This window comes from Rhodococcus sp. WMMA185 (assembly GCF_001767395.1).
In the GTDB taxonomy this organism is placed as follows: Bacteria; Actinomycetota; Actinomycetes; order Mycobacteriales; family Mycobacteriaceae; genus Rhodococcus_F.
In genome coordinates this window covers 1,684,656-1,710,577 of the sequence record NZ_CP017014.1, presented here as the reverse complement: position 1 = coordinate 1,710,577, position 25,922 = coordinate 1,684,656, and the positions used below count along the sequence as shown (strand labels likewise).

General features: G+C 65.3%; 23 protein-coding genes and 1 pseudogene. 7 read left to right on the top strand and 17 right to left on the bottom strand.

The genetic code is table 11. The annotated features are described in order from the left end of the window. Positions 1 to 23: 23 nt before the first annotated feature. From BFN03_RS07710 to BFN03_RS07700, 4 genes are all read left to right on the top strand, one after another. The gene (locus BFN03_RS07710) at positions 24 to 605 is read left to right on the top strand and encodes a hypothetical protein (RefSeq protein ID WP_070378526.1); all 582 of its coding nucleotides are present in this window, start codon (positions 24 to 26) and stop codon (positions 603 to 605) included. Further along, the gene (locus BFN03_RS07705; RefSeq protein ID WP_070378525.1) at positions 602 to 1,135 is read left to right on the top strand and encodes a hypothetical protein; all 534 of its coding nucleotides are present in this window, start codon (positions 602 to 604) and stop codon (positions 1,133 to 1,135) included. The genes BFN03_RS07710 and BFN03_RS07705 overlap by 4 nt, the downstream gene beginning before the upstream one ends. A gap of 107 nt (positions 1,136 to 1,242) precedes the next feature. Beyond that, positions 1,243 to 1,494, top strand: coding sequence for a hypothetical protein (locus tag BFN03_RS20795; protein WP_232320465.1), 252 nt, complete (start codon positions 1,243 to 1,245; stop codon positions 1,492 to 1,494). Then, positions 1,494 to 1,892, top strand: a complete 399-nt coding sequence (locus BFN03_RS07700; protein ID WP_332309189.1) for a class I SAM-dependent methyltransferase — start codon at positions 1,494 to 1,496, stop codon at positions 1,890 to 1,892. The genes BFN03_RS20795 and BFN03_RS07700 overlap by 1 nt, the downstream gene beginning before the upstream one ends. Before the next feature lie 104 nt (positions 1,893 to 1,996). Here BFN03_RS07700 and BFN03_RS07695 read toward each other — a convergent pair whose 3' ends face one another. Genes BFN03_RS07695 through BFN03_RS07685 form a run of 3 tightly spaced genes read right to left on the bottom strand, consistent with a single transcriptional unit; the run spans position 1,997 to position 4,482 of the window. Next, positions 1,997 to 3,199: an SPFH domain-containing protein gene (locus tag BFN03_RS07695; protein WP_070378524.1), complete on the bottom strand. Its 1,203-nt coding sequence runs from the start codon at positions 3,197 to 3,199 to the stop codon at positions 1,997 to 1,999. Next, positions 3,200 to 3,634 (bottom strand): NfeD family protein, encoded by a 435-nt coding sequence (locus BFN03_RS07690; protein WP_070378523.1) that lies wholly within the window; start codon positions 3,632 to 3,634, stop codon positions 3,200 to 3,202. Between the two features lie 8 nt (positions 3,635 to 3,642). Continuing rightward, complete coding sequence (locus BFN03_RS07685) at positions 3,643 to 4,482, bottom strand: DUF3097 domain-containing protein (RefSeq protein ID WP_070380710.1); 840 nt, start codon at positions 4,480 to 4,482, stop codon at positions 3,643 to 3,645. Positions 4,483 to 4,548: 66 nt separating this feature from the next. On the opposite strand from BFN03_RS07685, the gene BFN03_RS07680 reads away from it, so the two are divergent. Beyond that, positions 4,549 to 5,352 (top strand): hypothetical protein, encoded by an 804-nt coding sequence (locus BFN03_RS07680; RefSeq protein ID WP_070378522.1) that lies wholly within the window; start codon positions 4,549 to 4,551, stop codon positions 5,350 to 5,352. A 61-nt stretch (positions 5,353 to 5,413) separates the two neighbouring features. Here BFN03_RS07680 and BFN03_RS07675 read toward each other — a convergent pair. From BFN03_RS07675 to BFN03_RS07640, 8 genes and pseudogenes are all read right to left on the bottom strand, one after another. Continuing rightward, positions 5,414 to 6,510 (bottom strand): annotated as a pseudogene (locus BFN03_RS07675) (ferrochelatase). A 40-nt stretch (positions 6,511 to 6,550) separates the two neighbouring features. Next, complete coding sequence (gene inhA / locus BFN03_RS07670; RefSeq protein ID WP_070378521.1) at positions 6,551 to 7,348, bottom strand: NADH-dependent enoyl-ACP reductase InhA; 798 nt, start codon at positions 7,346 to 7,348, stop codon at positions 6,551 to 6,553. Positions 7,349 to 7,391: 43 nt separating this feature from the next. After that, positions 7,392 to 8,141 carry a 3-oxoacyl-ACP reductase FabG1 gene (fabG1, locus tag BFN03_RS07665; RefSeq protein WP_070378520.1) on the bottom strand — a complete coding sequence of 250 codons (750 nt, stop codon included), beginning with the start codon at positions 8,139 to 8,141 and terminating at the stop codon, positions 7,392 to 7,394. Positions 8,142 to 8,202: 61 nt separating this feature from the next. Next, positions 8,203 to 9,183, bottom strand: a complete 981-nt coding sequence (locus BFN03_RS07660; RefSeq protein ID WP_070378519.1) for a VWA domain-containing protein — start codon at positions 9,181 to 9,183, stop codon at positions 8,203 to 8,205. After that, positions 9,180 to 10,184: a DUF58 domain-containing protein gene (locus BFN03_RS07655; protein ID WP_070378518.1), complete on the bottom strand. Its 1,005-nt coding sequence runs from the start codon at positions 10,182 to 10,184 to the stop codon at positions 9,180 to 9,182. Before BFN03_RS07655 ends, BFN03_RS07660 begins: the two co-directional genes overlap by 4 nt. Next, positions 10,181 to 11,428 carry an AAA family ATPase gene (locus BFN03_RS07650; protein ID WP_442971869.1) on the bottom strand — a complete coding sequence of 416 codons (1,248 nt, stop codon included), beginning with the start codon at positions 11,426 to 11,428 and terminating at the stop codon, positions 10,181 to 10,183. Before BFN03_RS07650 ends, BFN03_RS07655 begins: the two co-directional genes overlap by 4 nt. A 142-nt stretch (positions 11,429 to 11,570) precedes the next feature. Beyond that, positions 11,571 to 13,055 carry an NlpC/P60 family protein gene (locus BFN03_RS07645; protein WP_084385539.1) on the bottom strand — a complete coding sequence of 495 codons (1,485 nt, stop codon included), beginning with the start codon at positions 13,053 to 13,055 and terminating at the stop codon, positions 11,571 to 11,573. A gap of 431 nt (positions 13,056 to 13,486) precedes the next feature. Next, complete coding sequence (locus BFN03_RS07640) at positions 13,487 to 14,083, bottom strand: Rv1476 family membrane protein (RefSeq protein ID WP_070378516.1); 597 nt, start codon at positions 14,081 to 14,083, stop codon at positions 13,487 to 13,489. A 304-nt stretch (positions 14,084 to 14,387) separates the two neighbouring features. Between BFN03_RS07640 and acnA the strand changes: the two genes are divergently transcribed. Together acnA and BFN03_RS07630 are read left to right on the top strand one after the other, a co-directional pair. Then, positions 14,388 to 17,189: an aconitate hydratase AcnA gene (acnA, locus tag BFN03_RS07635; RefSeq protein WP_070378515.1), complete on the top strand. Its 2,802-nt coding sequence runs from the start codon at positions 14,388 to 14,390 to the stop codon at positions 17,187 to 17,189. Between the two features lie 94 nt (positions 17,190 to 17,283). After that, a complete protein-coding gene (locus tag BFN03_RS07630) occupies positions 17,284 to 17,850 on the top strand; it encodes a TetR/AcrR family transcriptional regulator (RefSeq protein ID WP_070378514.1) in 567 nt (188 codons plus the stop codon). Positions 17,851 to 17,881: 31 nt separating this feature from the next. Here the strand turns inward: BFN03_RS07630 and BFN03_RS07625 are convergent, their stop codons facing one another. The 6 genes from BFN03_RS07625 to BFN03_RS07600 form a co-directional block, all read right to left on the bottom strand. Beyond that, positions 17,882 to 19,513 carry an ABC-F family ATP-binding cassette domain-containing protein gene (locus BFN03_RS07625; protein WP_070378513.1) on the bottom strand — a complete coding sequence of 544 codons (1,632 nt, stop codon included), beginning with the start codon at positions 19,511 to 19,513 and terminating at the stop codon, positions 17,882 to 17,884. Positions 19,514 to 19,629: 116 nt separating this feature from the next. Continuing rightward, positions 19,630 to 21,087, bottom strand: a complete 1,458-nt coding sequence (locus tag BFN03_RS07620) for a sugar porter family MFS transporter (protein WP_070378512.1) — start codon at positions 21,085 to 21,087, stop codon at positions 19,630 to 19,632. 55 nt (positions 21,088 to 21,142) lie between these two features. Then, positions 21,143 to 22,225 carry a zinc-dependent alcohol dehydrogenase gene (locus BFN03_RS07615; protein ID WP_070378511.1) on the bottom strand — a complete coding sequence of 361 codons (1,083 nt, stop codon included), beginning with the start codon at positions 22,223 to 22,225 and terminating at the stop codon, positions 21,143 to 21,145. Positions 22,226 to 22,261: 36 nt separating this feature from the next. Continuing rightward, a complete protein-coding gene (gene manD, locus BFN03_RS07610; protein WP_070378510.1) occupies positions 22,262 to 23,476 on the bottom strand; it encodes a D-mannonate dehydratase ManD in 1,215 nt (404 codons plus the stop codon). Positions 23,477 to 23,766: 290 nt separating this feature from the next. Beyond that, positions 23,767 to 24,543, bottom strand: a complete 777-nt coding sequence (locus BFN03_RS07605; RefSeq protein WP_070378509.1) for a FadR/GntR family transcriptional regulator — start codon at positions 24,541 to 24,543, stop codon at positions 23,767 to 23,769. Positions 24,544 to 24,730: 187 nt separating this feature from the next. Then, on the bottom strand, positions 24,731 to 25,513 hold the full coding sequence (locus BFN03_RS07600) for an SDR family NAD(P)-dependent oxidoreductase (RefSeq protein ID WP_070378508.1): 783 nt from the start codon (positions 25,511 to 25,513) through the stop codon (positions 24,731 to 24,733). Positions 25,514 to 25,922: the final 409 nt, after the last annotated feature.

Genomic DNA, 25,922 nt, shown 5'->3' with positions numbered 1-25,922 from the left:
TATCTAGTCCTTAGCCTTGACGAATGTTCGTACTGACGGTCGATCAGCGCGGGAGTCGTCGTGACGTAGACCGCGTCGACAAACTCATCGGCGAACTCGACAACCACGATCTCGCCCGCCCCTTCCAGCGCACTGCAGGCGACGAAGTACAGGCCGTCGTCACCGATCCGGCCACCGTTGTCGATCTCGCCCTAGAACTCGTCGCGCGAAAGCACTGGAGTGTCGGTATCGGGGTCGGTCCCGCCGAAGAACCTCTCCCCACCGAAACCCGTGCGGGGCGAGGTCCAGCGTTCGAGCTCGCACGCGCTGCCGTCGAACGCGCCAAACGTGCACCCGCACGCGTCGCAGTGGAGGGCGCCGACCTCGACAGCGCCGAGGACGCGGACACCGCGCTGACCCTCGTTGCCACAGTCGTCGCCAGGCGCACCGACGAGGGGCGTGAGGCGGTCGAGCAGATACGGCGAGGTCGCACCCAGACCGAGGCGGCGCAAGCACTGGGCATCAGCAAACAGGCTGTTTCTCAACGCCTCTCCACCGCAGGCCTGCAAGTCGAGATCGCTGGACGACGGCTGGCCGAACGACTCCTGAAAAGAGCAGACGGATGACGACACTCTCGCTCATCGCCCTCGGTGTCGCCGCACTAGCACCCCCAGCACTCGGGGTGACGCGAAGTCCGCTGTGGGTGCCGCGACTGGCCGCGCCGATAGTGGCCGCGGCAGCCCTGGCCGTTGCCGCGGTCGCCGCGGCCGCTACCACGCCCGTCACGGGATTTGCCCTCGGTGCGACGCTTGTACTGTCCGTGTTGGCGGCCACCACCGGCGGCGGGCCGCTCGTGTTGGCCGCCTTCCGTATAGCTCGCAGACAACCCGATGCGGGGGAAGAACCCGATACCCCACCCGAGGCGGGGCCTCTGCGCGGTGGACGAGTCATCGGACTGCTCGAGCGCGGCGCCGTCGCCGCGGCGATACTCGCCGGCTGGCCGGAGGGGATTGCCATCGTCCTGGCGGTGAAGGGGTTGGCCCGCTACCCCGAACTCCGCGAACCGCACGCCTCGGAACAGTTCATCATCGGAACGTTCACGAGTGTGCTCTGGGCGGCCGCGGTGTGCGGAACTGGATACGCGCTCATCACCTGAGAACGAAGGCACAGTACGAGCCCAACTTGGACGGCCGGATCGAACAGGCGTGGTGCCTCACCCTGGCCGTCGTCGGCGCAATGGCAAGGTCCTAGTGTCCATGCCTTGTGACTGAACCTTCCCCGCACGCTCGGGCGACAGCAGATGCCTACGATGCCGTCGCCGTCCGCTATGCCGAACTCGTTCGCGACGAATTCGACGGTCTCCCATTGGATCGCGCGGTACTCGCTGCTTTCGCTGAGCTAGCACCGACCACCGGTCCGGGACCGGTCGCCGATCTCGGCTGCGGCCCTGGGCGGGTGACCGCGCACCTGGAAGACATGGGCTGGACGTCTTCGGTGTCGACCTCTCACCGGTGATGATCGACCTCGCCCGTGCAACATACCCACGGCTGCGGTTCGAGGTCGGTTCCATGGACGCTCTGGACTTGGCCGACGAAACACTGCAAGGCATCGTTGCCTGGTACTCGGTCATTCACACTCCTCCGCACGAGATGCCCTCGTACATAGCCGAGTTCCGGCGTGTGCTCATGCCGGGAGGCCACTTCTTGCTCGCCTTCTTCGAGTCGGAGAGTGATCCGGTGACGGTGTTCGACCACAAGGTCGCTCCCGCCTATCGGTGGCCGATAGGCGACCTCGCGACATTGGTGGTCGAAACCGGATTCACCGAAGTCGGCAGGATGCTGCGCGAGCCGCGGGAGGGGGAACGGTTCCGCCGTGGCCATCTGCTGATGCGCAAAGACGAGCAACTCAGGTGACCGCCCGCCCGTCAAGGGTTGTCGACCGAACAGACAACTGCCCCGTGACTGTGGCTTCAGCAGTCACGGGGCAGTCGTAGTCGATCCCGGGTATCGGGCGCGAGTCAGGCGTTGTCCGGCGGTGGTAGCTGCCCCGGCACCGGTCCACCGGCGACCGAACCCTGCTCGCCTGAGGCGGGCCGCTTGCCCAGAGCCCCCGGAGCCCCAGGGCTCTCGACCGGCTGACGGGCCGCGACCTCAGCGGCGCGAACCGCCTGGGCGATGGTCGGGTCGGATTTGGTCTCGAACCAGTCCGCTACCTCTTCCGAATCGTCCTCGGGCTTCGGCAGATCCTCGTCCGTGGTGGACGGCTCGTACCGGAACACGCCGTCCATGCCCTGCGCACCCAGGTTCTTCGCGAATCCCTTGAGGGCGTCCCCGAAGTCGCTCGGCACCATCCACACCTTGTTCGCATCACCTTGCGCCATCTGCGGCAGCGTCTGTAGGTACTGGTATGCGAGCAGTTCGGGGGTCGGCTTGCCGGACTTGATTGCCGCGAAGACCTTTTCGATCGCCTTCGCCTGACCCTGCGCCTGCAGGTACTTGGCCGCCCTCTCACCCTGAGCCCTCAGAATGCGAGACTGTCGCTCACCTTCCGCGCTGAGGATGGACGCCTGCTTCGCCCCCTCCGCGGCGAGGATCCGGCTCTGCTTGTCACCCTCTGCGGTCTTGATCGCCGATTCGCGGTGCCCCTCGGCGGTGAGAATCGTGGCTCGCTTCTCACGGTCCGCCTTCATCTGCTTCTCCATCGACTCCTGGATCGACGGCGGCGGATCGATGCTCTTGAGCTCGACGCGGGCGACGCGCAGGCCCCATCGCCCGGTGGCCTCGTCCAGAACTCCACGGAGTTGGCCGTTGATGGAATCGCGGGAGGTCAACGTGTCCTCCAGCGTCATACCGCCGACGACGTTACGCAGAGTGGTGGTGGTCAACTGCTCCACGCCGACGATGTAGTTGCTGATCTCGTACACCGCGGCGTGCGGGTTGGTCACCTGGAAGTACACGACGGTGTCGATGCTGAGCGTCAGATTGTCCTGGGTGATCACCGGCTGTGGTGGGAACGAGACCACCCGTTCCCGCAGATCCACCTTGGCGCGAATGCGGTCAACGAACGGGATCAGGAAAGTCAACTGCCCCGATATCGTCCGCGAGTATCGGCCCAGGCGCTCGATCACCGCCGCATCGGCCTGCGGAATCAGCGCCACCGACTTGGACACCACCAAGGCGATGAACAGCACGATCACGATCAGCACTATGAGTGCTTCCATCTACAGTCCTCTCCATACAACGGCGGTTGCGCCGTCAATTTGCATTACCGTCACGGTGGTTCCCGGCGGGTACACCTCGGTGCTGTCCAGCGGCCGGGCCGTCCATACGTCTCCGCTATCCAACTTGACCTGCCCCCTGTGCTCCGCGACTTCCTCGAGGACCAATGCCTGCTTCCCCGAGAGCGCCTCTGTCCCGATCGCGATGGGTGGCGGACTCGCGAACCTCCGCAGCAACACCGGACGTACCCCGAGGATCAGTGAGATGGAGAGCACTCCGAAGATCAACGCGTCGATCCAGACCGGGAAGTCCGTAACCGCCGTAACACCCGCGGTCGCCAACGCACCGCCCGCGAGCATGAGGAGGAAGAAGTCCCCGGTCAAGGCTTCCGCGGCGGCGAGCAGGACGCCCGCTACCAGCCAAATCAATGCAGCCACAACACCATCTAACCAGAATGTCCGGAATCGACGGTGACGAAGTCGACCAGTTGTTCGACCGCCCCGATCAGCGGCGCTTGAAGATCGCGGAAACTGTTGACGGCAGAGTAGACACGGCGCCAGCCATCGCGAGCGCTTCCCCACCCCAACTCCCTGCACACACCCGTTTTCCAGTCCTGGCCGCGTGCGATCTGCGGCCACTCGTCGATACCCACCGCAGCGGGGCGGACGGCCTCCCAGACGTCGATGAACGGGTGCCCGGTCACGAGCACGTGCGGCCCGAGGCCCCGGGTCAAGTGGGCCTCCTTGGCGCCGGCCACCAAGTGATCGACGAGCACACCGACGCGCCGACCCGGACCGGGACCGAATTCGAGCAGCCGATCCGCGAGATTGTCGAGACCCTCGAGATGTTCGACGACCACACCCTCGACGCGCAGATCGTGCCCCCACACACGTTCGACCAGGGCGGCATCATGCACGCCCTCCACCCAGATGCGGCTCGCCCGGGCCGTCCGCGCACGCAACCCTTCCACCTTGGTGGACCCCGAAGCAGACAAGATCCGCCCCGACGGGGTCGCTGTCGGAGCCGGACGCACCAGAGTCACCGGCTCACCGTCGATGAGGAAGGCCGCCTCTCGCATCGCGAACAACCGGGTTCGCCGGGCGGCGTCCTCCAACCGTACGAAATCTCCGTCGTACGTCCGCTCGAACCCCACTACGGCGCCGCAGAAACCAGTGCTCGCATCTTCGACCACTAGGTCGCGCTCGGCGGCCAGCGTGGGAATCGCCGGTTTCCTGGATCGGGGATGCCCGGAAAAGATGTCGCCGTATCGGTCGCCTCCAGTCACGGCGAAGACCGTATGCCAGCGGCTCGGTTTCAGGCACGCCGCCACGCCGACCTATGCTCGTAAATCGTGACCTCACCCAGCGCCACTCTCACCGTGTGGGCCAGCTCGTGGCTCGCCGGGAAAAGCGCCCCCGACAACGTCATCGACGCACTGCACGAGTGGGCGCCGATGCATCTGGTGTGCGCCGAGAACGAAGCGACGGCGGAGCACACCGGATTGCCGTGGCCCGATCCCCGCAACGACGGCGTCGCCGCACTGTTGTCGACCATTCGACGGGCCGCGGGAGATCCGGGGGCACGACTGCACGTGACGCTTCCCGGGCCGGGAGATGTGCGCGGTCTCCCGGCAGGAACAAGCTTCGCTACCGCGGCGATCGACGCCGGTGAGGGAGTGCTGATCGGCGCGCCGGGCAGTCCGGGCCTGGGACTGGTTCCGCGTGTGGAAGGACCGGACGTGCTGCGGTGGACGGGGTACACCATCGACCGAGTCCCGCTCGACCTTCACCACACCGGTCTCGGTGAGGCCGAATACTGCATGCGGGAGGCAGTTCGCGACGCGGCAACGGCGCTCGAGACCCTCGAACTCCTCGACACCGGTTCCGACGACGACCCTCGTGAACTGATCGCGGACGCACTCGCCCGGACAGCACGACACCGTTACCCCTCCGAGGTGCCGGCACGCATGCTCCGCATCATGGACTCCGCCGATCAGGTGGCCGCCATTCTCGTGGTCGCCGAGAAGTTGGCCCCGGGCCGAACCGTGAGCGCGACCGGGGCCACAGCCGTCGAGGACCTCCTGCGACCGCTGTGGTCGGCAGTCCGCTCGGCGCGCAGCTCCGCTGTCAACAGCGCCGCGGCCGCAAGCGCCTGAGATCCCATTCTCCGAGCCGCCGCCTTGCTGCAGCAGGGCTACCGGTTCTCCGGCCCGGTCGTCACTTCGCGGGGCGTCGGCGCTCGGGTAGCGCACAGCATCCCGGCGCGCACAGCTGTCCATTGCATCCCACGCCGAGCAGTGGCTCGACACCTGCGCGGCGTGCGGTGTTGCCCTCGAGTTTCTCCCGCACGAGGTCGACCACGAGCCGCGCGAACCGCGCGTCGGTGCCTGCCGTCGCGGCCCGCGCGAACGCCATACCCAGTTCGGCGGCACGATCTCTGGCCTCGGTGTCGAGATCCCACACCACCTCGAGATGATCGGACACGAACCCCACCGGTACGACGATCACACCGCCCGCTCCCCGGGCGTGGAGGTCGTCGAGGTGGTCGACGATGTCGGGTTCGAGCCAGGGCACCTGTGGTGGCCCCGAACGGGACTGCCACACGAGGTCGTAGTCGCCGAGACCGAGTTCCTGTGCCACCAATCGCGCAGCCTCGGCGACCTGCCTGCTGTAGAGGTGACCGCCCGCATCCGGCGGACCGCCGGTCGCGTCGGCCGCAGTGGGAATCGAGTGGGCGGTGAATACCACCCGGGCCGTATCTCGGTTCGCTGCGGGCAATTCCTCACGGGCAGCACGTACCGCGTCGGCCACTGCGCCCAGAAAATGTGGATGGTCGTAGTAGTGCCGCAGTTTCACGAGATCCGGCGCGCTGTCGCCTCCCGCAACCCGAGCACGCGAAATATCCTCGTGGTACTGGCGGCACCCCGAGTACCCACCCCACGCGGAGGTGGGAAACACGAGGGCCGACCGCACGCCGTCCTCGGCCATCCGCGCGACGGTGTCCTCGACCATCGGATGCCAGTTCCGGTTGCCGAAGTAGACCGGGATGTCGATTCCGGCACTTGCCAGTTCGGCCTCGACGCGGGAAATGATGTCCCGATTGAGGGCATTGATCGGTGACACCCCACCGAAGTGCATGTAGTGTTCGGCGACGGCATCGAGCCGTTCGGGCGGCACTCCCCTGCCTCGGGTGACGTTCTCGAGGAACGGGCGTACGTCGTCCGGTTTCTCCGGCCCCCGAAGGACAGTACGAGCAGGGCATCGAATCGTGTCCCGGATTCGTCCGTTGAACTCACAGTGCTCATGATGCCCATCTTCGTGGTGCCGTTTCGGGGCACGCTCTCCGGGTCGGTCTCAGCCGGCCATCGCGTGGGCGCCGCCGTCGACGTAGATGATCGACGCGGTGGTACCGGGTAGCCAGTCGGACAGTACGGTGCACACCGTCTTCGCGACCGGTTCCGGGTCGTCGACGTTCCAGCCGATCGGCGCACGCTCGTCCCAGGCGGTGTTGAGTTCGTTCAGTTGCTTGGCGTCGTCGGTGGCGGTCCCGGCGATTGCCTTGGCGGCGAGCGTCTTGATCGGCCCCGCGGCGACCAGGTTCGAGCGGATGCCGCGTTCGCCGACTTCCTTTGCCACGTAGCGGTTTACGGACTCGAGGGTGGCCTTGGCGACACCCATCCAGTTGTAGAACGGGACCGCGCGGGCGGGGTCGAAGTCCATGCCTACGATCGAGGAATTGTCGTTCAGGACGGGAAGCAACGCCTTCGCCAGCGAGGCATAGGAGTAGGCGGATACCTCGAGGGCCACCCCCACATCGGACCAGGGTGCTTCCAGGAACGGATTACCCAGGCAAGACCTCGGGGCGAACCCGATCGAATGCACGACACCGTCAATGCCCTCGGGGGCTAGCTCGCGGATGCGCCCGGCGATGCTCCCGAGGTGCTCGGGATCCTGCACATCGAGTTCGAGCGCCGGCGGAACCGGTTGCGGCAGACGCTTGGCAATGCGGTCGATCAGCCGAAGTCGACCGAAGCCGGTGATGATCACCCGGGCGCCCTGTTCCTGGGCAACTTTGGCCACATGGAACGCGATCGACGCGTCGGTGATGATGCCGGTGACAAGAATGGTCTTACCGTCGAGCAATCCACCCATGAGGTGTCCTCCTGTTGATGAAACGAGTCCGGGAACTGCGGGTCTAGTGGCCCATTCCGAGGCCGCCGTCGACGGGGATGACGGCGCCCGAGACGTACGCCGAGTCATCGGACGCCAGGAAGCTCACAACAGCGGCGACTTCCTCGGGCTTGCCCTGCCGCTGCAAGGGAATGGCGCCCGTGATCGTTTCCTTGTACTTGTCGTCAAGCACCGCAGTCATGTCGGTGTCGATGAATCCCGGCGCCACCACATTGGCGGTGATCGAACGGGAGCCCAGTTCGCGGGTGAGTGATCGGGCGATGCCGACCACGCCCGCCTTCGAGGCTGCATAGTTCACCTGACCGGGGCCGCCGGCGAGTCCGACGACGGATCCGAGGAATACGAATCGCCCGAAACGCGCACGCAGCATCGAACGGGTGGCCCGCTTCGCGACCCGGAACGCGCCGGTGAGGTTGGCATCGATGACCGAGGTGAACTGATCTTCGCTCATCCGCATGATCAGCGTGTCGTCGGTAATACCCGCGTTGGCCACGAGGACTTCGATCGGGCCTTGATGCGCTTCCACTTCCTTGAACGCACGGTCGATGGAATCCGAGTCGGTGACGTCGCATTTGACGCCGAACAGTCCCGCGGGCGCACCCGACCCTCGGTGCGTGACGGCAACCTTGTGTCCGTCTGCCGCGAGTCGTTGTGCGACGGAGAGACCGATCCCGCGGTTGCCACCGGTGACGAGTACCGAGCGCGGTGTGGACACTGTCCTTGCAGACTCGTCCGCAACATTTGAGTTAGACATGGGGATCAACCTATCTGCTCAGCACCGACGGAATGGAAGGTATGTGAAGGTGCAACGGAGATCACGGAATTCGTTGTCGCAGGACCAACGCGAGGATCAGTCCGGCGGTCGCTGACAGAACCCCGAGCACCAGCCAGGGTCGGCTCGCGTCACCGCGGGTGGTCTCGAATCCGATCTGTTCCTCGAGTGTGTCGTAGACGTCCCGCAACTCCTCGAGACTCGAGGCGGTGAAGAAACTGCCGCCGGACAGATCGGCGATCTCCCGCAGCGAAGGATCATCGACGGGCACGGGGATGCGCTGGTGCTCGATCTCGACGGTGCCGTAGCTCGTGCCGAACGAGATCGTCGAAATGGGAACATTCTTGTCCCGCGCCAGCCGCGCTGCCGTGAACCCACCGCGCGGGTCGTCGGGACTCTCCGGCACCGTCTGCTTGCCGTCCGAGAGCAGCACGATGCGGGCAGGTGGCGCCTGATCGCCGCCGCCGAGCACCGTGGCCAGTGTGTCGATCGACTGCAGCGAGGTGAAGATGGCCTCGCCGGTGGCCGTGCGTTCGCTCAACTGCAGATGGTCGATCGCAACCTTCGTGGCCTCCCTGTTCGTCGTCGGCGAGACCAGGACCGAGGCGGTACCCGCGAAGGACACGAGGCCGAGGTTGATTCCCGGCGTCAGGCCGTCCGCGAACGACTTCGCGGCGTCCTGTGCGGCGGCGAGGCGCGTCGGTGCCACGTCGGTCGCCTTCATCGACAGCGACACGTCGATGACGAGGATGACGGTGGCACGGTTGCGAGGCACCCGCTTCTCCGCGGTCGGCCCGGCGAGAGCGACGGTGAAGAAGACCAACGCCAGCACCATGAGCAGGGCTGGAATGTGGCGCGCGCGTCCCGGCCTCGACGGCGCAACCTTTTCGAGAAGAGCGAAGTTCGTGAACCGGAGTGTGTGCTTCTGCCGCTGACGCTGAACCCACACGTATGCGGCGACCAGCGCGATGACGACCAGAAGAAACAGCAGCCACCACGGTGACGTGAACTGGGACAGGCTCACCGGTGCAACCCCTGATTCCCCGCGCCCCGATTGCGAGGCCCATGATTCATCGTTGTTCCGAAACTGTGCTTGCGGGCAGACACGAAGCGTACGACGTCCGAGATCCAGTCCCGATCGGTCCGCAGCTTCAGCAGTGGGGCGCTGCATCGGCGCAGCGCCTGCGACACCTGGAGCCGGTGCTCGTCCGCCGCCCGCGCGAAATCGGCGCGCAGCTGAGGTGTGGTCGTGAACTCGCGGGTCCGTCCGGATTCCGGATCGTGCAGCACTACATCCCCCAAGTCGGGTAGTTCCAGATCTCGCGGGTCGAGCACCTCTACACCGAGCAGATCGTGGCGGCCCGAGATCGCCCGCAGCGAGCGCTCCCAGTCGATCGGCCCCAGGAAGTCACTGATGACGACGGCCAGACCGCGACGCCGCTGCGGACGCCGCAAAGACTCCACCGCGGCCTGCAAGTCCCCGCGCACCCCGTCCGGGGCGTGCGGGGTCGTCGCGATCTGCCGCAGCATCGCCTGCACATGAGTCCGCCCACCGCGTGCCGGGATGCGGGTGATCTGATGGCCGGTCGAAACGATCGCCCCGATACGGTTGCCGCCACCACTGGTCAGGTGCGTCACCGCAGCCGCGGCCGCCACCGCGAGATCACGCTTCTCACAGCCCGCGGTACCGAAGTCGAGGCTGGACGAGAGGTCGACGACGAGCCACGTCTCGAGTTCCCGGTCTGCCACCGTCTGACGGACGTGCGGATGCGTCGTCCGGGCAGTCACCGACCAGTCCATCCGACGCACGTCGTCGCCGGGCTGATACTCGCGCGCATCGCCCGGCTCCGAGCCCGGACCCGGGATCAGGCCGAAATGATCACCGTGCAGCACGCCGTCGAGTCGACGCCGGACGGTCAGTTCCAGCGTCCGCAACGCAGCCGAAAGCTCCGGGTCGCGAAGGCTTCCGGAACGAAACGACGGTGGCGAGCCGGCGCCCGCAGCACCTGGAGTACGCGAACTCACCGTGACTGGCTCATCGCCGTCGGTCCGGGTACCGACGTGGGCTGGGCTGCTGATCCGTCGTGACCGGCGACCGGCGGCGGCGCTGTCGGCTGGGCGGCGATCTGCGGGAGGCCAACCGTCTGCAGGACACGGGAGATGACGACGTCGGGGGTTACCTCATCGGCCAGCGCGTCGTACGAGAGCACGAGCCGGTGGCGCAGAACGTCTGGGATGACGTCCAGGACGTCCTGTGGCACGACGTAGTCGCGGCCGCGCAACAACGCGAGGGCACGGGCCGAGGAAATGATTCCTAGTGTGGCGCGAGGAGACGCGCCATACGCGACCCAGCCGTCGACGTCCGATAGGCCGAATTCGAGCGGCGCACGGGTGGCCGCGATTACCCGGACCACGTAGTCGACGAGCGCATGATGGACGAAGACGCCGCTCGCGACCTTCTGGAGACGGACAAGTTCCTGGGGATCGAGTACCTGGTGGGGTTCCGGTGCGGCGACGCCCATGCGGTAGACGATCTCTCGTTCCTCCTCCACCGAGGGGTAATCGACGAGGATCTTGAATAAGAACCGGTCGCGCTGCGCCTCCGGCAGCGGGTAGACACCCTCGTTCTCGATCGGGTTCTGCGTCGCCATGACCAGGAACGGGTCGGGCATGTGGTACCGCTTCCCGCCGATCGACACGTGCCGTTCGGCCATGACCTCGAGCAGAGCCGACTGCACCTTCGCCGGTGCCCGGTTGATCTCGTCGGCGAGAACGAAGTTCGCGACGACAGGTCCGAGTTCGGTGTCGAACTCCTCTCGACCCTGTCGGTAGATTCGCGTACCGATGAGATCGGTGGGTACCAGGTCGGGGGTGAACTGGACACGCGAGAAGGAGCCGCCGACCACCCGTGCGAACGTCTCCACGGCCAGCGTCTTCGCGACACCGGGCACACCCTCGAGCAGCACATGGCCCTTCGCCAGCAGACCGACCAGGATCCGCTCCACGAGCCGGTCCTGCCCTACGATCACGCGCTTGACCTCGTAAATCGCCCGCTCCAGCGTCTGGACGTCGGTCGCGAGATCAGGTGTGGAGGATGCCGCCGGTTCCGTCGCTGCACCGGACTTCGGTGACTGTAAATTCGGCTCGGTGACGTTCTGTGGACCCGATCCGTTTCCCGAGCTGCCGCCTTTCACACCTTCGGGAGCGGCCTGTGCGGGCGACTTCTCCCGTTCCGCGCTCTTCGACACCGCATCATCACGTTCGGTCACCAAGAATCCACCGCTTCCACCTAGATTGTTCCGCCACTTCACGTACTTGCTCAACTATTCCAGGTACAAGCAACCCCCGCCGCCACCAAGCACGATCCACCCCGCAGACTACGACATCGGCACCCGCGCTCGAGACACCATCTCAAGACACCATACGGACAGCGTAGGGGGTCATGCCGTCCCACCGCACCGGCGAGATCTTGACCCTCGATCCGGATTGTGGCGCTTCGAGCATCTGACCGTCGCCGAGATACAGGGCAACGTGCCGACTTGCGTTCGGCCCCCAGAAGATCATGTCACCGCGCCTCATGTCCTTCGAAGGCACCTGCTTGCCGGCCGTGTACTGGTAGCCCGAGTAATGAGGCAGGGAGATCCCGATTCCGGCGAAGGCGTAGATCATCAGGCCCGAGCAGTCGAAACCCACCTTGTTGAAGTCACCATAGCTGTCGGCGACGCCACCGTCCCTGATTCCCTTGGTAGGCCCGTTCTCGTCGCCGCCCCCCCACGCGTACTGGACACCCAACTGGGATAGTCCGCGATCGATCACGGTCTCAATGGCCGCGCTTCCGGTCGGTCGGGTGTTTCCCCAGGTCCTGGATTTCGGGGTCGACTTCGTGTCGCCCGTCGTATATCCCCCGGCATCATCATCGATCGCCGTGTGGGAAGGCTGCTGAGCGGCCAGGTCTGCCGCGCGCTGGCGGGCCGCCTCATCGGCTGCGACCCGTGCAGCAGCCTCCCCCGCCGCTGCCTCGGCAGCCGCCTGCCGCGCTTCCTCTTCGCGGCGCTGCTCGTCCCAGGCGATGTACGCCTCACGCTGGCCCTGGAGACCCACGACGTTGCTACGGGCGCTATCGAGTCGAGCCTGCGCCGAAGCGCGGGCAGCCTCGATCTGTTCCTTCGCCACTTCCTGATCCTGCAGCGCGGACTGCGCCACCGCGATAGCCTGCTCGGCCGCCGACTTCAACGCCGCCGCCCTGTCGGCTGCCTCGTCCGCCAGTTGTTTGGCTTTGCGGGCCTCGGAATCCCGGTTCGCCTGCTCGGTTCGCGCCCGCTGCAGGCCGTCCAGCATCGATTTCTGGCTATCAGCAACGAGTTTCAGAACCATCGCACGGTCCAGGACGTCGCTGGGCCCCTCCGCGCCGAGATAGGCCGAAATCGTCGAGGCGTTGGTGCCCCGCGTGTAGCTGGCCCGCGCGTATTCGTCGAAGTCCTTCTGCGCGAGTTCGATCTGGGTGCCGGCGTCGCGCAACGCCTGCTCTGACGCCGCGGCGACGCCCGCTGCAACTTCGGCCGCGGCGCGGGCGTTCTGCAAATCGACCAGGGCCTTGTTCACCGCCTCACGTTTGATCGCGACCTCGTTGTCGAGTTGAGCGAGTTGCTGATCCGCCGCCGCTACCTGTTCTATGAGATCGCTGACCTGCCCCACTCCCGCCCTCACCTGCGCTTGGGCCTGGGCGATCTCGGAATCCGACGGGTTCGGGGGTGGAGGGGGCACGGCGGCGGCCGGAACGGGCGTCCCTCCGACCAAAGCGCCGACGACACCCAGGCCGATCAGAAGACGCACACCGCGACTGAGCCCACCAGGAAACTTGCGGTGTCCGAATCCAAACCGTGTATGTCGCTTCACAGCAATCTCCCTCGGTTCCGCACCGACTACACAGCCGAGTCGCGCGAAACCTCTCGCACATCGCTGTGCTCGCTGTGGGGAGAAATCCGGCAGTCAACCCTTCCCGTGTTCCGGCGATGCGGAGCAGTACGGCATCGTCGTCACTCGGACCCCAATCACCAGTCTGTGACACTTCTTCCCCAAGAGCGCCAATTGCACCGTACGACACTTCTGGCATCTTCGGAATCAATAGTCACAAATAACACAAGGGTAATTCGACCAGCGGGAATGTCTGCGTGCATGACCGTCGAACCGACGGTCATCCACGCCAGTGGAGGGTGCGCCGTCAGGCGGTAGTTTCGGGATCGCGACCCGGTTTCCGGGGGATCTCGGAGTATCTGGATTCGAGACGAAAGGGATGCTCGCAGATCCCTTTCGTCGCGTCAGCGCCTCTACTCCTCCGGCGGGGCGGGCGCGGCGGACGGGCCGTTGCCGGCCGCAGGCGTCTCATCACGGCGCTTGGTCGTGCGGCGCAATTTCGCGACGAAGGTAGCCGCCGAGGCGATCACGACAATGGCGATGAGGATCGCGGTGAGCAGAGCCCACGGGAGTCCGGGTTCCACAATCTCGTCGACGAAGTTGTTGGCGGCGGTCACCGGGTTGCCGGTGTAGGTGTAGTCCTGGCCGGATTCGAGCAGAACCCGACTCAGCGAATCGCTGTAAGTGCCGACCCAATTCGGACTGAGCACCAGGACCGTGCCGCCTTCTACCTCGCCCACCTCGGTGGCGAGGTCCCGCAGTTGAGAGTCACGGCCGGGATTTCTGTCCAGCACCACGATGCTCAACTGGATGCCGTGCTCGGCTGCCCGGTCCACCACCGCGGTGAGATCGCCGACCTCCCCGGCCGGCGCCGATACGCCGTCACGGGACACATCCGCGATGACGTCCGGGACGTCGATGCCTTCCGGAAGGTCTGTTGCCAGGGGCAGTGCCGAGTAGGCGGACAGCGTGGAACTGGCAGGTAGCGCTGTGGCGATCAGGGTAGTCATCTCTCATCCGGGATTGCTGTAAGAAACATCGGCCTCGCGTGAACCCTACGTGAGGAGTCGATGAAGCCTAGTTGCCTCCATGTGCGGCGCACCGAAGGGTTCTCGAATAGTCGGCCGAACTCACATCCGACGGCGGCCCCGAATTTTCACAGGACAAGCGTACTGTTAGACTGTCGGCGGTATCGCGGTACGCGCCGATTCCGTCATCGCCAGCATCGCAGCACACGGATCAGCAGCGCCCGCACACCCCCAGCCGTCGACACAGCCCCGTCGGCGGCGACCCTCATAGACGAGTGGAGCTGACGTGAGCACGAGCATTGATTCGTTCGGCGCCAAAGGCACCCTCGAGGTCGGTGAGAACTCCTACGAGATCTTCCGCCTCGCGGCCGTGCCCGGCACCGAGAAACTACCCTACGCATTGAAGGTTCTTGCCGAGAACCTGCTTCGCACCGAGGACGGCGCGAACATCACCGCCGACCACATTCGCGCCATCGCGAATTGGGACCCATCCGCCGATCCGAGCGTCGAAATCCAGTTCACGCCTGCGCGCGTGATCATGCAGGACTTCACCGGTGTCCCCTGCGTCGTCGACCTCGCCACCATGCGTGAGGCCGTCACCGCGCTCGGCGGCGACCCGAACAAGGTCAACCCCCTCTCCCCCGCCGACATGGTCATCGACCACTCGGTGATCCTCGACGTCTTCGGCCGTGCCGACGCGCTCGAGCGCAACGTCGACCTCGAGTACCAGCGCAACGGCGAGCGCTACCAGTTCCTGCGCTGGGGCCAGGGCGCCTTCGACGACTTCAAGGTCGTCCCCCCGGGCATGGGCATCGTCCACCAGGTCAACATCGAATACCTGGCCCCCACCGTCATGACCCGGGGCGGACAGGCGTACCCCGACACATGTGTCGGCACCGACTCGCACACCACGATGGTCAACGGCCTCGGTGTGCTGGGCTGGGGCGTCGGCGGCATCGAGGCCGAGGCAGCCATGCTCGGCCAGCCAGTCTCCATGCTGATCCCGCGCGTCGTCGGCTTCAAGCTCACCGGTGAGATCCAGCCCGGCGTGACCGCGACCGACGTCGTGCTCACCGTCACCGACATGCTGCGCAAGCACGGCGTGGTCGGCAAGTTCGTCGAGTTCTACGGCAAGGGCGTCGCCGAGGTGCCGCTGGCCAACCGCGCGACCCTGGGCAACATGAGCCCCGAGTTCGGCTCGACCGCGGCGATCTTCCCGATCGACGGGGAGACCATCAACTACCTGCGCCTGACCGGCCGCAGCGACGAGCAGCTCGCGCTCGTCGAGGCGTACGCCAAGGAGCAGGGCATGTGGCACGACGCGGACCACGAGCCCGCGTACTCCGAGTACCTCGAGCTGGATCTGAGCACCGTCGTGCCGTCCATCGCCGGGCCGAAGCGCCCGCAGGACCGCATCCTGCTTTCGGAGTCGAAGAACGCTTTCCGCCGCGACATCGTCACCTACGTCACCAACGGTGCCGAGGCTGCGCACTCCGCGCTCGACGAGGCCGTCGAGGAGTCGTTCCCGGCGTCCGATCCGGTCGAACACTCGACCGCGAACGACGACGCTGCGATCCCGTCCGCCGCGAACGGCACCGATGGCCGCCCGACCAATCCGGTGCAGGTCCGTTCCGCCGAGCGCGGCGACTTCGTGCTCGACCACGGCGCGGTCGTGGTCGCGGGCATCACGTCCTGCACCAACACTTCGAACCCGTCGGTGATGCTCGGTGCCGCGCTGCTCGCCCGCAACGCGGTCGAGAAGGGCCTCGAGACCAAGCCGTGGGTCAAGACCAACATGGCTCCGGGTTCACAGGTCGTCTCCGACTACTACGAGAAGGCCGGCCTGTGGCCGTACCTCGAGAAGCTCGGCTTCTACCTCGGCGGTTACGGCTGCACCACGTGCATCGGTAACACCGGCCCGCTGCCGGAGGAGATCTCCAAGGCTGTCAACGACAACGATCTGTCGGTCACCGCCGTCCTCTCCGGTAACCGCAACTTCGAAGGTCGAATCTCCCCCGACGTCAAGATGAACTACCTGGCGTCCCCGCCGCTGGTCATCGCCTACGCGCTGGCCGGAACGATGGACTTCGACTTCGAGAACGACGCCCTGGGCCAGGACAAGGACGGCAACGATGTCTTCCTGAAGGACATCTGGCCTTCGGCGCAGGAGATCGACGACACCATCAAGTCGGCGATCAGCGAAGACATGTTCCGCAAGTCCTACGCGGCAGTCTTCGAGGGCGACTCCCGCTGGCAGAACCTGGACACCCCGGAGGGCGACACCTTCGCGTGGGACGAGAACTCGACCTACGTCCGCAAGGCGCCGTACTTCGACGGCATGACCATGGAGCCCGCTCCGGTCGCCGACATCAAGGGTGCTCGCGTCCTGGCGCTGCTCGGTGACTCGGTCACCACCGACCACATCAGCCCGGCCGGCCCGATCAAGCCCGGCACTCCGGCTGCGCAGTACCTGGACTCGCATGGTGTCGAGCGCAAGGACTACAACTCCCTGGGCTCGCGTCGCGGCAACCACGAGGTGATGATCCGCGGCACGTTCGCGAACATCCGCCTGCAGAACCAGCTGCTGGACGGCGTCTCGGGTGGCTACACCCGCGACTTCACCCAGGACGGTGCGCCTCAGGCGTTCATCTACGACGCGTCGCAGAACTACCAGAAGGCCGGCGTCCCGCTGGTCGTCCTCGGCGGCAAGGAGTACGGCTCCGGCTCGTCCCGCGACTGGGCAGCCAAGGGCACCCGCCTGCTCGGCGTCCGGGCCGTGATCACCGAGTCGTTCGAGCGCATTCACCGCTCCAACCTCATCGGGATGGGCGTCGTGCCGCTGCAGTTCCCGGCCGGTGAGTCCGCTGCGTCGCTGGAGCTGGACGGCACCGAGGTCTTCGACATCGAAGGCATCGAGAAGCTCAACGAGGGCGTCACGCCGAAGACCGTCAAGGTCACCGCTACCCGTGAGAACGGCGAGAAGGTCGTCTTCGACGCGGTCGTACGTATCGACACCCCCGGTGAGGCCGATTACTACCGCAACGGCGGCATCCTGCAGTACGTGCTCCGCAACATGATCAAGAGCTAGTCCGCTAGCGAACGACGCGCACGGCGGGCTCAGCTGCAGGCTGGGTCCGCCGTGCGCGCTGTCGGCACATGCAGTGTGAGACGAGGACGGGAAAGTGCCAAAGGTCAGTGAAGACCATCTTGCGGCCCGGCGCAGTCAGATCCTGGACGGCGCCCGTCGTTGCTTTGCCGAGTACGGCTACGACGGCGCCACCGTCCGCCGACTCGAAGAAGTCACCGGGCTTTCGCGCGGGGCTATCTTCCATCACTTCAAAGACAAGGACGGGCTGTTCCTGGCCCTCGCCCACGAGGACGCGACCAGGATGGCGGACGTCGTTGCGCAGGAGGGCCTCGTCCAGGTGATGCGGGACATGTTGGCCCAGCCCGAGCAGTTCGACTGGCTCGGAACACGCCTCGAAATTGCCCGTAGGCTGCGTACCGATCCCGAGTTCCGCAAGAGTTGGTCGCTGCGTTCGGCCGAACTTACCGACGCGACCCTGGCCCGACTCGCGCGGCAGAAGTCCGCGGGCCGCCTCCGCGACGACGTGCCCACCGATGTCCTGATCGGGTACCTCGACCTCGTGCTCGACGGGCTGGTCGCACGCATCGCATCGGGTCAAGCGACCGACAATCTGTCGGCCGTGCTCGATCTCGTCGAGGAATCCGTCCGCCGCCGGGACTGATCCAGCCTCTTCCCCGGTAGCTCTACTTCGATCAGGCGAGCTGGATGAGCTCGAGGTAATCCTGCGACCAGTGGTCCTCGGTGCCGTCCGGCAGGAGGATGACCCGCTCCGGATCCAGTGCCTCCGCAGCTCCTGGATCGTGGGTGACCAGTACCACGGCGCCGGTGTAGCTGCGCAGCGCGTCCAGAACTTGTTCACGCGAGACGGGGTCGAGATTGTTCGTCGGCTCGTCGAGCAGGAGGACGTTCGCCGCTGACGACACCAGACCTGCGAGGGCCAGACGAGTCTTCTCGCCGCCGGACAGTGTCCCTGCCGGCTGTTCGAGTTGCGGGCCGGTGAACATGAAGGCGCCGAGCAGCGAACGAAGCTCCTGCTCCCCCGTGTCGGGAGCGGCGTGACGGATGTTCTCCCAGACGGACGCGTCGTCGTCGAGCGTGTCGTGCTCCTGCGCGAAGTACCCGACCTTGAGGCCGTGTCCGGGGGCCAGCCGCCCGCCGTCCGACGCCTCGACTCCCGCGAGGATCCGAAGCAGCGTCGTCTTGCCCGCACCGTTGAGGCCGAGGACCACCACCCGCGAACCACGGTCGATGGCGAGGTCGACGCCGGTGAAGATCTCGAGCGAACCGTAGACCTTCGTCAAGTTCTCCGCCATCAGCGGCGTCTTGCCGCATGCCGCCGGTTCCGGGAACCGGATCCTCGCCACCTTGTCCGACACTCGTTCGGCGTCCAGGTCTGCGATCAGCTTGTCGGCACGCTTGGCCATGTTCTGCGCTGCCACGGCCTTGGTTGCCTTCGCGCCGAGCTTCGCGGCCTGGGCGCGCAGGGCACTCGCCTTCTTCTCCGCATTCGCCCGCTCGCGGCGGCGGCGCTGCTCATCGGTGGCACGAGCGTCCAGGTACTTTTTCCAGCCCATGTTGTAGACGTCGGCCTCACCGCGCACCGCGTCGAGGAACCACACCCGGTTCACGACGTCATTGAGCAGGTCGACATCGTGGCTGATCACGATCAATCCGCCCTCGTGGTTCTGCAGGAACCCGCGCAGCCAGGTGATCGAGTCGGCGTCGAGGTGGTTGGTCGGTTCGTCGAGCAGAAGCGTCGTGTCGGATCGTCCACCGCTGCCATCCGAGGCGGCGAACAGGATCCTGGCAAGCTCGACGCGGCGCCGCTGCCCACCGGACAGGGTGCGCAACTGCTGCCCGAGGATGCGGTCCGCCAACCCGAGGCTGCCGCAGATACGCGCCGCCTCGCTCTCGGCCTCGTAGCCACCGAGTGCGGAGAAACGGTCTTCGAGGTTGCCGTACTTGCGCACGGCCTTCTCCCGCTCGGCGTCGTCTACGACCTCAGCCATCAGGATCTGCTGCTTCTCCATCTCCCGCAGCAGTGAGTCGAGGCCTCGCGCGGAGAGCACCCGATCCTTCGCGAGGATGTCGAGGTCGCCTTCCTTGGGATCCTGCGGAAGATAACCGAGATCACCGGTGCGCATGACCGACCCGGCGTACGGCTCGCCCTCACCGGACAGGATGCGGAGCGTCGTCGTCTTGCCGGCACCGTTGCGGCCCACGAGACCGATGCGGTCGCCCGGCTGTACCCGCAAGGCCGGCCCGGGGGCGGACAACAACGTCCGCACTCCCGCTCGAACTTCCAGGTCGGTGGCGGTGATCAAACAGAACTCCTAGGAAAATCACGCTCGCGCTGAAGAATGCCCTCGCGCAGAACACACGAATCAGCGATTTTACCTTGAAGTTCGACAGCCGGAGAACGCGCCGACCAGTGATTTCCCTAACTCTCGGTCCGACTGTGGTGAATGGATCGAACCGATCCCAGATCCTCTAGCGTCTTGCCCTTGGTCTCACGCACGAACAGGATCACGAACGGAGCGGATACTGCAGCGAATGCCGCGAAGATGAAGTACGAAACCGACAGGCTCCAATCGGCCATGCTCGGGAAGGTCACCGTAATCAACCAATTGGTGATCCATACCACCATGCAGCCGACGCCCAGCGCGGCGACGCGGATCCGGTTCGGGAACATTTCGCTGAGGAGGACCCACAGAATGACACCCCACGTCGAGGCGAAGAACAGCACGAACGCATGCACAGCGATGAGAGCAATGGTTGCTTGCGGGTCGGGTAGGAAGGCGTCGTCACCCTGCCCGACGAGGAACGAGAAGGCCCAGGCGGCGGTGCCCAACGAGAGAGCCATACCGACCGAGCCGACAACGAGGAGCGTCTTGCGCCCGATCCGGTCGATCAGGAGTATCGCGATGATGGTGCCGATGATGTTGATGATCGACGAGGTGAACGAGTAGAAGAAGGAGCTCGACGCATCGATGCCGACCGACTGCCACAGGGTGGCGCTGTAGTAGAAGATGACGTTGATACCGGACATCTGCTGGAAAAGGGCCAGTGCAATGCCGATCCAGACGATGGGCAGTAGGACGGCGCGTCCGCCGAGAAGGTCGCGTAGTTGCGGCTTGTGGTCCGAGTGCATCTGGGTATCGATGCGGGCGACTTCGGCATCGAGATCGGTGCCGGCGCGTTCGATGTCGGCGAGCACGAGTTTGGCTTCGGCGATCTGGCCTCGAGCGACAAGGTAGCGCGGCGACTCCGGGATGCGTAGCGCCACAAACCCGTAGACGAGTGCGGGCAGGACTTCGATGCCGAGCATGATCTGCCATGCCTCGAGGCCGAGGAGCGGGCCCCGCTGGTCGCCACCCGCCAGGCCGAGTATCGCGAAGTTGACCAGCTGGGATATCGCGATGCCCAGCACGATCGCGGCTTGCTGTAAGGACCCGAGTTTGCCTCGGTGCTCTGCTGGTGCCACCTCGGCGATGTAGGCGGGTCCGATCACGGATGCCATCCCAATCGCGACTCCGCCTAGGGCGCGCCACACGCTGAGATCCCACACGGTGAACGGGAGCATCGACCCGATACCACTGATCGCGAAGAAGAGGGCTGCGATCTGCATGACGCGGCGGCGTCCGATGCGGTCGGCGAGGCGCCCGGCCGTCATGGCACCGACCGCAGCACCGAGAAGGGCGATCCCGATCACGGTCCCGAGGGTGGCGGACCCGATATCGAACCTCCCGCGGATGCCTTCGACGGCTCCGTTGATGACGGCGCTGTCATAGCCGAACAGGAACCCGCCCATGGCGGCGGCGGACGAAATCAGGACGACATGGCGTAGGCGGTGTGCACTCTGATCGGTGGAAGAGGAGGTACTCATGGTGTTGGACATAACGTTTTCCTGGGAGCTGGAGGGCTATGGGGGAATCGGTGTCGTCGCGGGATCGCTATGGCGGATTTTCGGTTTCCGGTCCGGTTTCTCCGGAGCAGTTGATGAGCACCTTCACCGCACCGGCCGCGGGGTCGGCGAGCAGTGGCAGGGCGACGGGAGCCGTGTCGTCGAGCGGGATACGGTGTGTGATAAGCGGTTTGGGGTCAACTGTGCCTGCAGCCAGAAGTTGGACGGCGGCGCGGACGTCGACGTCATACATGTGCGCGGCGGTGCCGAGTATGCGCCGTTCCCCGATGACGAGCGCTGGAATGTCGACCGGCCCGTCACCACCATGTAGCCCGACCGCGATGACGGTGCCGCCCGGGCGGACGGCTTGCACGGCCCGATTGAGCAGACCAGGGCTGCCTGAACATTCCAGTACCGTGTCGATTCCCGGTTCCGGCAGGGAGGCCAGCAGCGCGGACAGCTCATCTGGGCGGATTGGGCTGGCCCCGAGCTGCTCGGCGAGTTTCAGGCGATCGTCGCGAACGTCGACGACGAAGACTGCCTCGGCGCCGTGACTACGGGCAATCTGGGCGATGAGGAGTCCGGTGGTCCCGCCGCCGAGGATCAGGACGGTGGAACCGAGGATGCGCGGCACCTTGTCGAGGGCGCGCACGGCCACGGCGGTGGGTTCGGCAAGCGCGGCGTGGGCGGGGTCGAGCGAGGGCGGAACCGGTACACAGCGGTCGGCTCGGGCGACCATGTATTCGGCGAGGCCGCCGTCATCGTGTAGACCGAGCACCGTGAGCTGCGGGCACAGTCCTTCGTCGTGGCGATTGCACCACCAACAGGTTCCGCAGCCGACGACGACGTCGGGGATGACGACGGTGCCTGCGGGGAATCCGCTGCCATCAGCGGCAGCCTGTTCCACGACGGCAACTACCTCGTGACCGAGAGTGATGGGGGCGACCCGTCCACTGCCCGGGTGAGGGTGGGTCACCGGGATGGTCAGCGGCCCGTTTCGGTACTCCTCGAGGTCGGAGCCGCAGATGCCGCACCACAGGACTCGCAGCAGCGCTTGCTCCGGCGTAGGTACCGGCGCCGCGATGTCGACGACGGTGATCTCGCCGCGACCGAACCACCGGGCAGCCTTCATGGGTGCGCTCCTTCCGAGGCCGGCATCGGGTACGCGTTACCAGTCGTGGACGGTGCCGTCGCGCAGGTACGCAACCGGGAGATAGGCGCTCTCGTAGGGGTAGCGGGAGGCGAGCTCCTCATCGAGGCTGACCCCGAGTCCCGGATCGTCACCGGGATGCAGGTAGCCGTCGTCGAATCGGAAGGCGTGACGAAACACCTCGTCAACGAGCGGCTGCTGACGCATGTGCTCTTGGATGCCGAAGTTCGGTGCCGAAAGGCCCATGTGCAGGGCGGCAGCGATACTGACCGGAGAAACATCGGTGGGTCCGTGGGATGCGGTACGCACCTGATACAGCTCGGCCAACGACCAGATCTTGCGAACGTGTGTGATGCCTCCGGTGTGCACGATCGCGCAGCGAATGAAATCGATCAGCTGTTCACGCAGCAGTAGTTCGGTATCCCAGATGCTGTTGAACACTTCCCCGATGGCGAGCGGAATCGTGGTGTGCTGGCGTACCAATCGCAACGACGCTGGGTTCTCGGCAGGGGTGACGTCCTCGAGCCAAAACAGGTCGTAGGGCTCGAGGTCCCTGCCCAGTCGCGCTGCCTGCTGGGGCGTGAGCCGATGGTGTACGTCGTGTAGCAACGGCAGCTCGCTGCCGAATTGGTTGCGCAACTCCTCGAAGACCGACGGGATATGGCGCAGATACGCCGACGTGTCCCAGTCTTCCTCGAAAGGCCGGGCGCCGCGTCCGGCGGGCTCGTAGTCGGCTTCGCCGGAGTGACTGATCCCGTAGACATGATTGAGGCCGGGCACGCCTGTCTGCGCGCGGACTGCACGATAGCCGAGTTCGAGTTCCCGGTGCACCGAGTCGATCAGCTCGGGCACATCCGCTCCGGTGGCGTGGGTATAGGCGAGGCACCCGGCACGGGAAGCGCCGCCGAGGAGCTGATACACGGGCATACCGGCGACCTTGCCCTTGATGTCCCACAACGCCATGTCGACCGCGGCGATCGCGGCCATCGTGACCGGTCCGCGTCGCCAGTACCCACCCTTGTACAGGTAGTTCCAGGTGTCCTCGATCCGACTGGGGTCGCGCCCTATCAGAAGTGGTCCGACATGGTCCCGCAGGTAGGACGAGACGGCCAACTCGCGGCCGTTGAGTGTGGCGTCGCCGAGGCCGACAACGCCATCGGAGGTCGTAATCTTGAGGGTCACGAAGTTGCGAGTCGGGCTGGTGACGATGACCTGGACGTCCTCGATCTTCACTGCCGTTGAGTTCCTTCCGGTGCGCGACAGATGATGTCGCAGTCCTCGCTGTTGCCTCGATCAGCGGGGCGCGGAACAGCCGGAAGCTCGCGCAGAGAACGGTGACCATCCACGCTGATGGGAGTCGAGGCCGGCCACGTTCAACAATCCTGTGAACTGACCAACAAAGGACATTTGGTCTTACTGGTCTGACCACTATTGTGTGACTATTGGCTCGCCACTGTCAATACTTCGAATGTCAGTACCGGATCAGCGGGCAACAAACGGGCATCCGAAGGAGCCTTCCCCGACTAGGCGAGGTCGTGATCGATCCGAGAGACGTCGATACCCCAGGCGGTCAGCACATCGTCGAGCGGAAGGTCCAGGTCTTCGCCGTAATAGTCCAGCGCGAGCCGTAGGTGCTCGGCCATGGCCGCACGTGCCTTGTCCGCGTCCCTTGCTGCGATCGCGTCGTAGATGGCAACGTGCCAGGGATCGCCGGCCTGCGTGACTTTCCGGTCGCTGAGACTGCGCAGCATCAGCCCGTACACCAGGGAACGGATGGCCCCGAACATCACAGCGATCACCGGGTTCGTGCTGGCCTGCGCTACCGCCTCGTGGAATTCGAGATCGGTACGCGCCATCTCGGGCAGGATCCGGGCGGCTTGGTGCCGGTGCAGGGCATCCCCGATCACAGCGACCTGTTCGTCGCTGCCATTCTTTGCAGCCATCGCGGCCGCCTCACATTCGAGCATCGTGCGTGCGGACACCAGATGCCGGGCAGTGACGTTGCTGCGCTGCGCCATACGCGCCAGCGGCCGCGCAAGATCGCTGGGGGCCACTTCGCGCACGAACGACCCGCGGCCAGGAAATACGTCGATGTAGCCACGCTCCTGCAAACCCCGCAGCACCTCCCGGATTACGGGGCGACTCACCTTGTACTCGGTGCACAGGGCACGCTCCGACGGTAGTCGGTCACCAACCGCAAGGGTGCCGCTGAGAATTCGCTGCTCGATCTGACTGAGCACCTGCTCCTGGGTGAAATACGGTACCCGCGCGGCGCCATTCGGCGCAGACGGAGATGCCATGGTGGGGAAACCCTTCCTCGGTGAGGCCACAAGGATAGACCGGTATGACCATAGCGGCAGCAGACTGGATCCGCAGGCCCGTTTGAGACTGCCCGTGGACCAATCCGCCCGATCTCCTATGGGATGTCGCGATCAGAAGCGGAGCCGATGGTACCCACCCAAGCGCAATGTTGCCTTTCGATCCCGATCACGAATCCTCGGAGGCCACCGTTGCGGCTTGTGGGACGCGCAGTGATGCGCCCCCATCGGCGAGCAACACGCTACCTGTCATGTAGTCGCCGGCATCGGAGCACAACACCCCGACGGAACGTGCCACCTGTTCAGCAGTCTGCAGTCGACCCAGCGGAACGGCTGTGGCTACCCGCGCAGCGTACTGCGGTTCGGTCTCCAACTGCCGCTTGGCCATTCCCGCGTAGACGATCCCCGGGGCCACAGCATTGACGAGGATTCCATGCTCGGCCAACTCCGCCGCCATGCAACGGGTAAGCATTCGTACACCAGCCTTGGTGACCGAGTACGCGGCCACCTCGGGCCACGGCATCTCCTGAATAAAGGATGAGGTCAACACGATTCGGCCCGGCTTGCCCCGGTCGAGCATGATGCGCGCCGCAGATTGCCCCACGTTGAAACAACCCGTCAGGTTCGACTCGAGTTGGGAATTCCACTGTTTCGGGGTGATCTCGAGAAAGGGAGCGGACTCTACGATCGCAGCGTTGCTCACCACCACATCCAGCGGATCGATCGACGCCAGCGTCGCTGCAACGGCGTCGGGATCGCGCACGTCCATCCGCCGGTAGCACACCTTCCCGGGCGCGCCGAAACTATCGACCACCGCAGCAGCCTGATCGTCTGTCGCAATATCGAGCAACGTCACCTGCGCACCACAGTCAAGCAGCAGAGCCGCAATCGCTCGGCCGATATCTCCTACACCTCCGGTGACTGCGACGCCAAGTCCAGCAGGGATATTCATGCGCACCTCGTTTCGTAGACATGCCCGCTCGGCGAGCGATGGACTGGGCGGTACACCCACGACAGAACAATTTAGGTCTTACTGGTAATACCGCTATACGTCAAGCAGGCCTCCACCGCATGGCCATTAATCGAGAACCAACACCTCGCCTGACCCAAGCCCCGATCACCAGCTTCCAGACCACAGAAGGTCCGCCCGGCTCGAGCCTCTCCCCACGAACCGGGGCCACGAACTGCGCGTCGGTGCCGCCGCGATCGTCATGGCTTGATCGTTTGTTGGAACGTGTTGGTGACGTGACGAGGTTTCTGGGGACTTGTGCGGATTGGGCGCGCTGCCCTTTTAGTTCGGGCAATTATGCTGTTCCGTCACGGCCCGAGTCGACACACCGTATTGCGATCCCTCGATCACG

What these genes read in the sequence shown, in the direction of transcription:
- inhA (WP_070378521.1), bottom strand. Translation starts at nt 7,348, where the DNA reads ATGGGTGGATTGCTCGACGGTAAGACCATTCTTGTCACCGGCATCATC.
- BFN03_RS07600 (WP_070378508.1), bottom strand. Translation starts at nt 25,513, where the DNA reads ATGAATATCCCTGCTGGACTTGGCGTCGCAGTCACCGGAGGTGTAGGA.
- BFN03_RS07710 (WP_070378526.1), top strand. Translation starts at nt 24, where the DNA reads ATGTTCGTACTGACGGTCGATCAGCGCGGGAGTCGTCGTGACGTAGAC.
- BFN03_RS07620 (WP_070378512.1), bottom strand. Translation starts at nt 21,087, where the DNA reads ATGTCCAACACCATGAGTACCTCCTCTTCCACCGATCAGAGTGCACAC.
- BFN03_RS07695 (WP_070378524.1), bottom strand. Translation starts at nt 3,199, where the DNA reads ATGGAAGCACTCATAGTGCTGATCGTGATCGTGCTGTTCATCGCCTTG.
- fabG1 (WP_070378520.1), bottom strand. Translation starts at nt 8,141, where the DNA reads ATGTCTAACTCAAATGTTGCGGACGAGTCTGCAAGGACAGTGTCCACA.
- BFN03_RS07700 (WP_332309189.1), top strand. Translation starts at nt 1,494, where the DNA reads ATGATCGACCTCGCCCGTGCAACATACCCACGGCTGCGGTTCGAGGTC.
- BFN03_RS07640 (WP_070378516.1), bottom strand. Translation starts at nt 14,083, where the DNA reads ATGACTACCCTGATCGCCACAGCGCTACCTGCCAGTTCCACGCTGTCC.
- BFN03_RS07705 (WP_070378525.1), top strand. Translation starts at nt 602, where the DNA reads ATGACGACACTCTCGCTCATCGCCCTCGGTGTCGCCGCACTAGCACCC.
- BFN03_RS07615 (WP_070378511.1), bottom strand. Translation starts at nt 22,225, where the DNA reads ATGAAGGCTGCCCGGTGGTTCGGTCGCGGCGAGATCACCGTCGTCGAC.
- BFN03_RS07605 (WP_070378509.1), bottom strand. Translation starts at nt 24,543, where the DNA reads ATGGCATCTCCGTCTGCGCCGAATGGCGCCGCGCGGGTACCGTATTTC.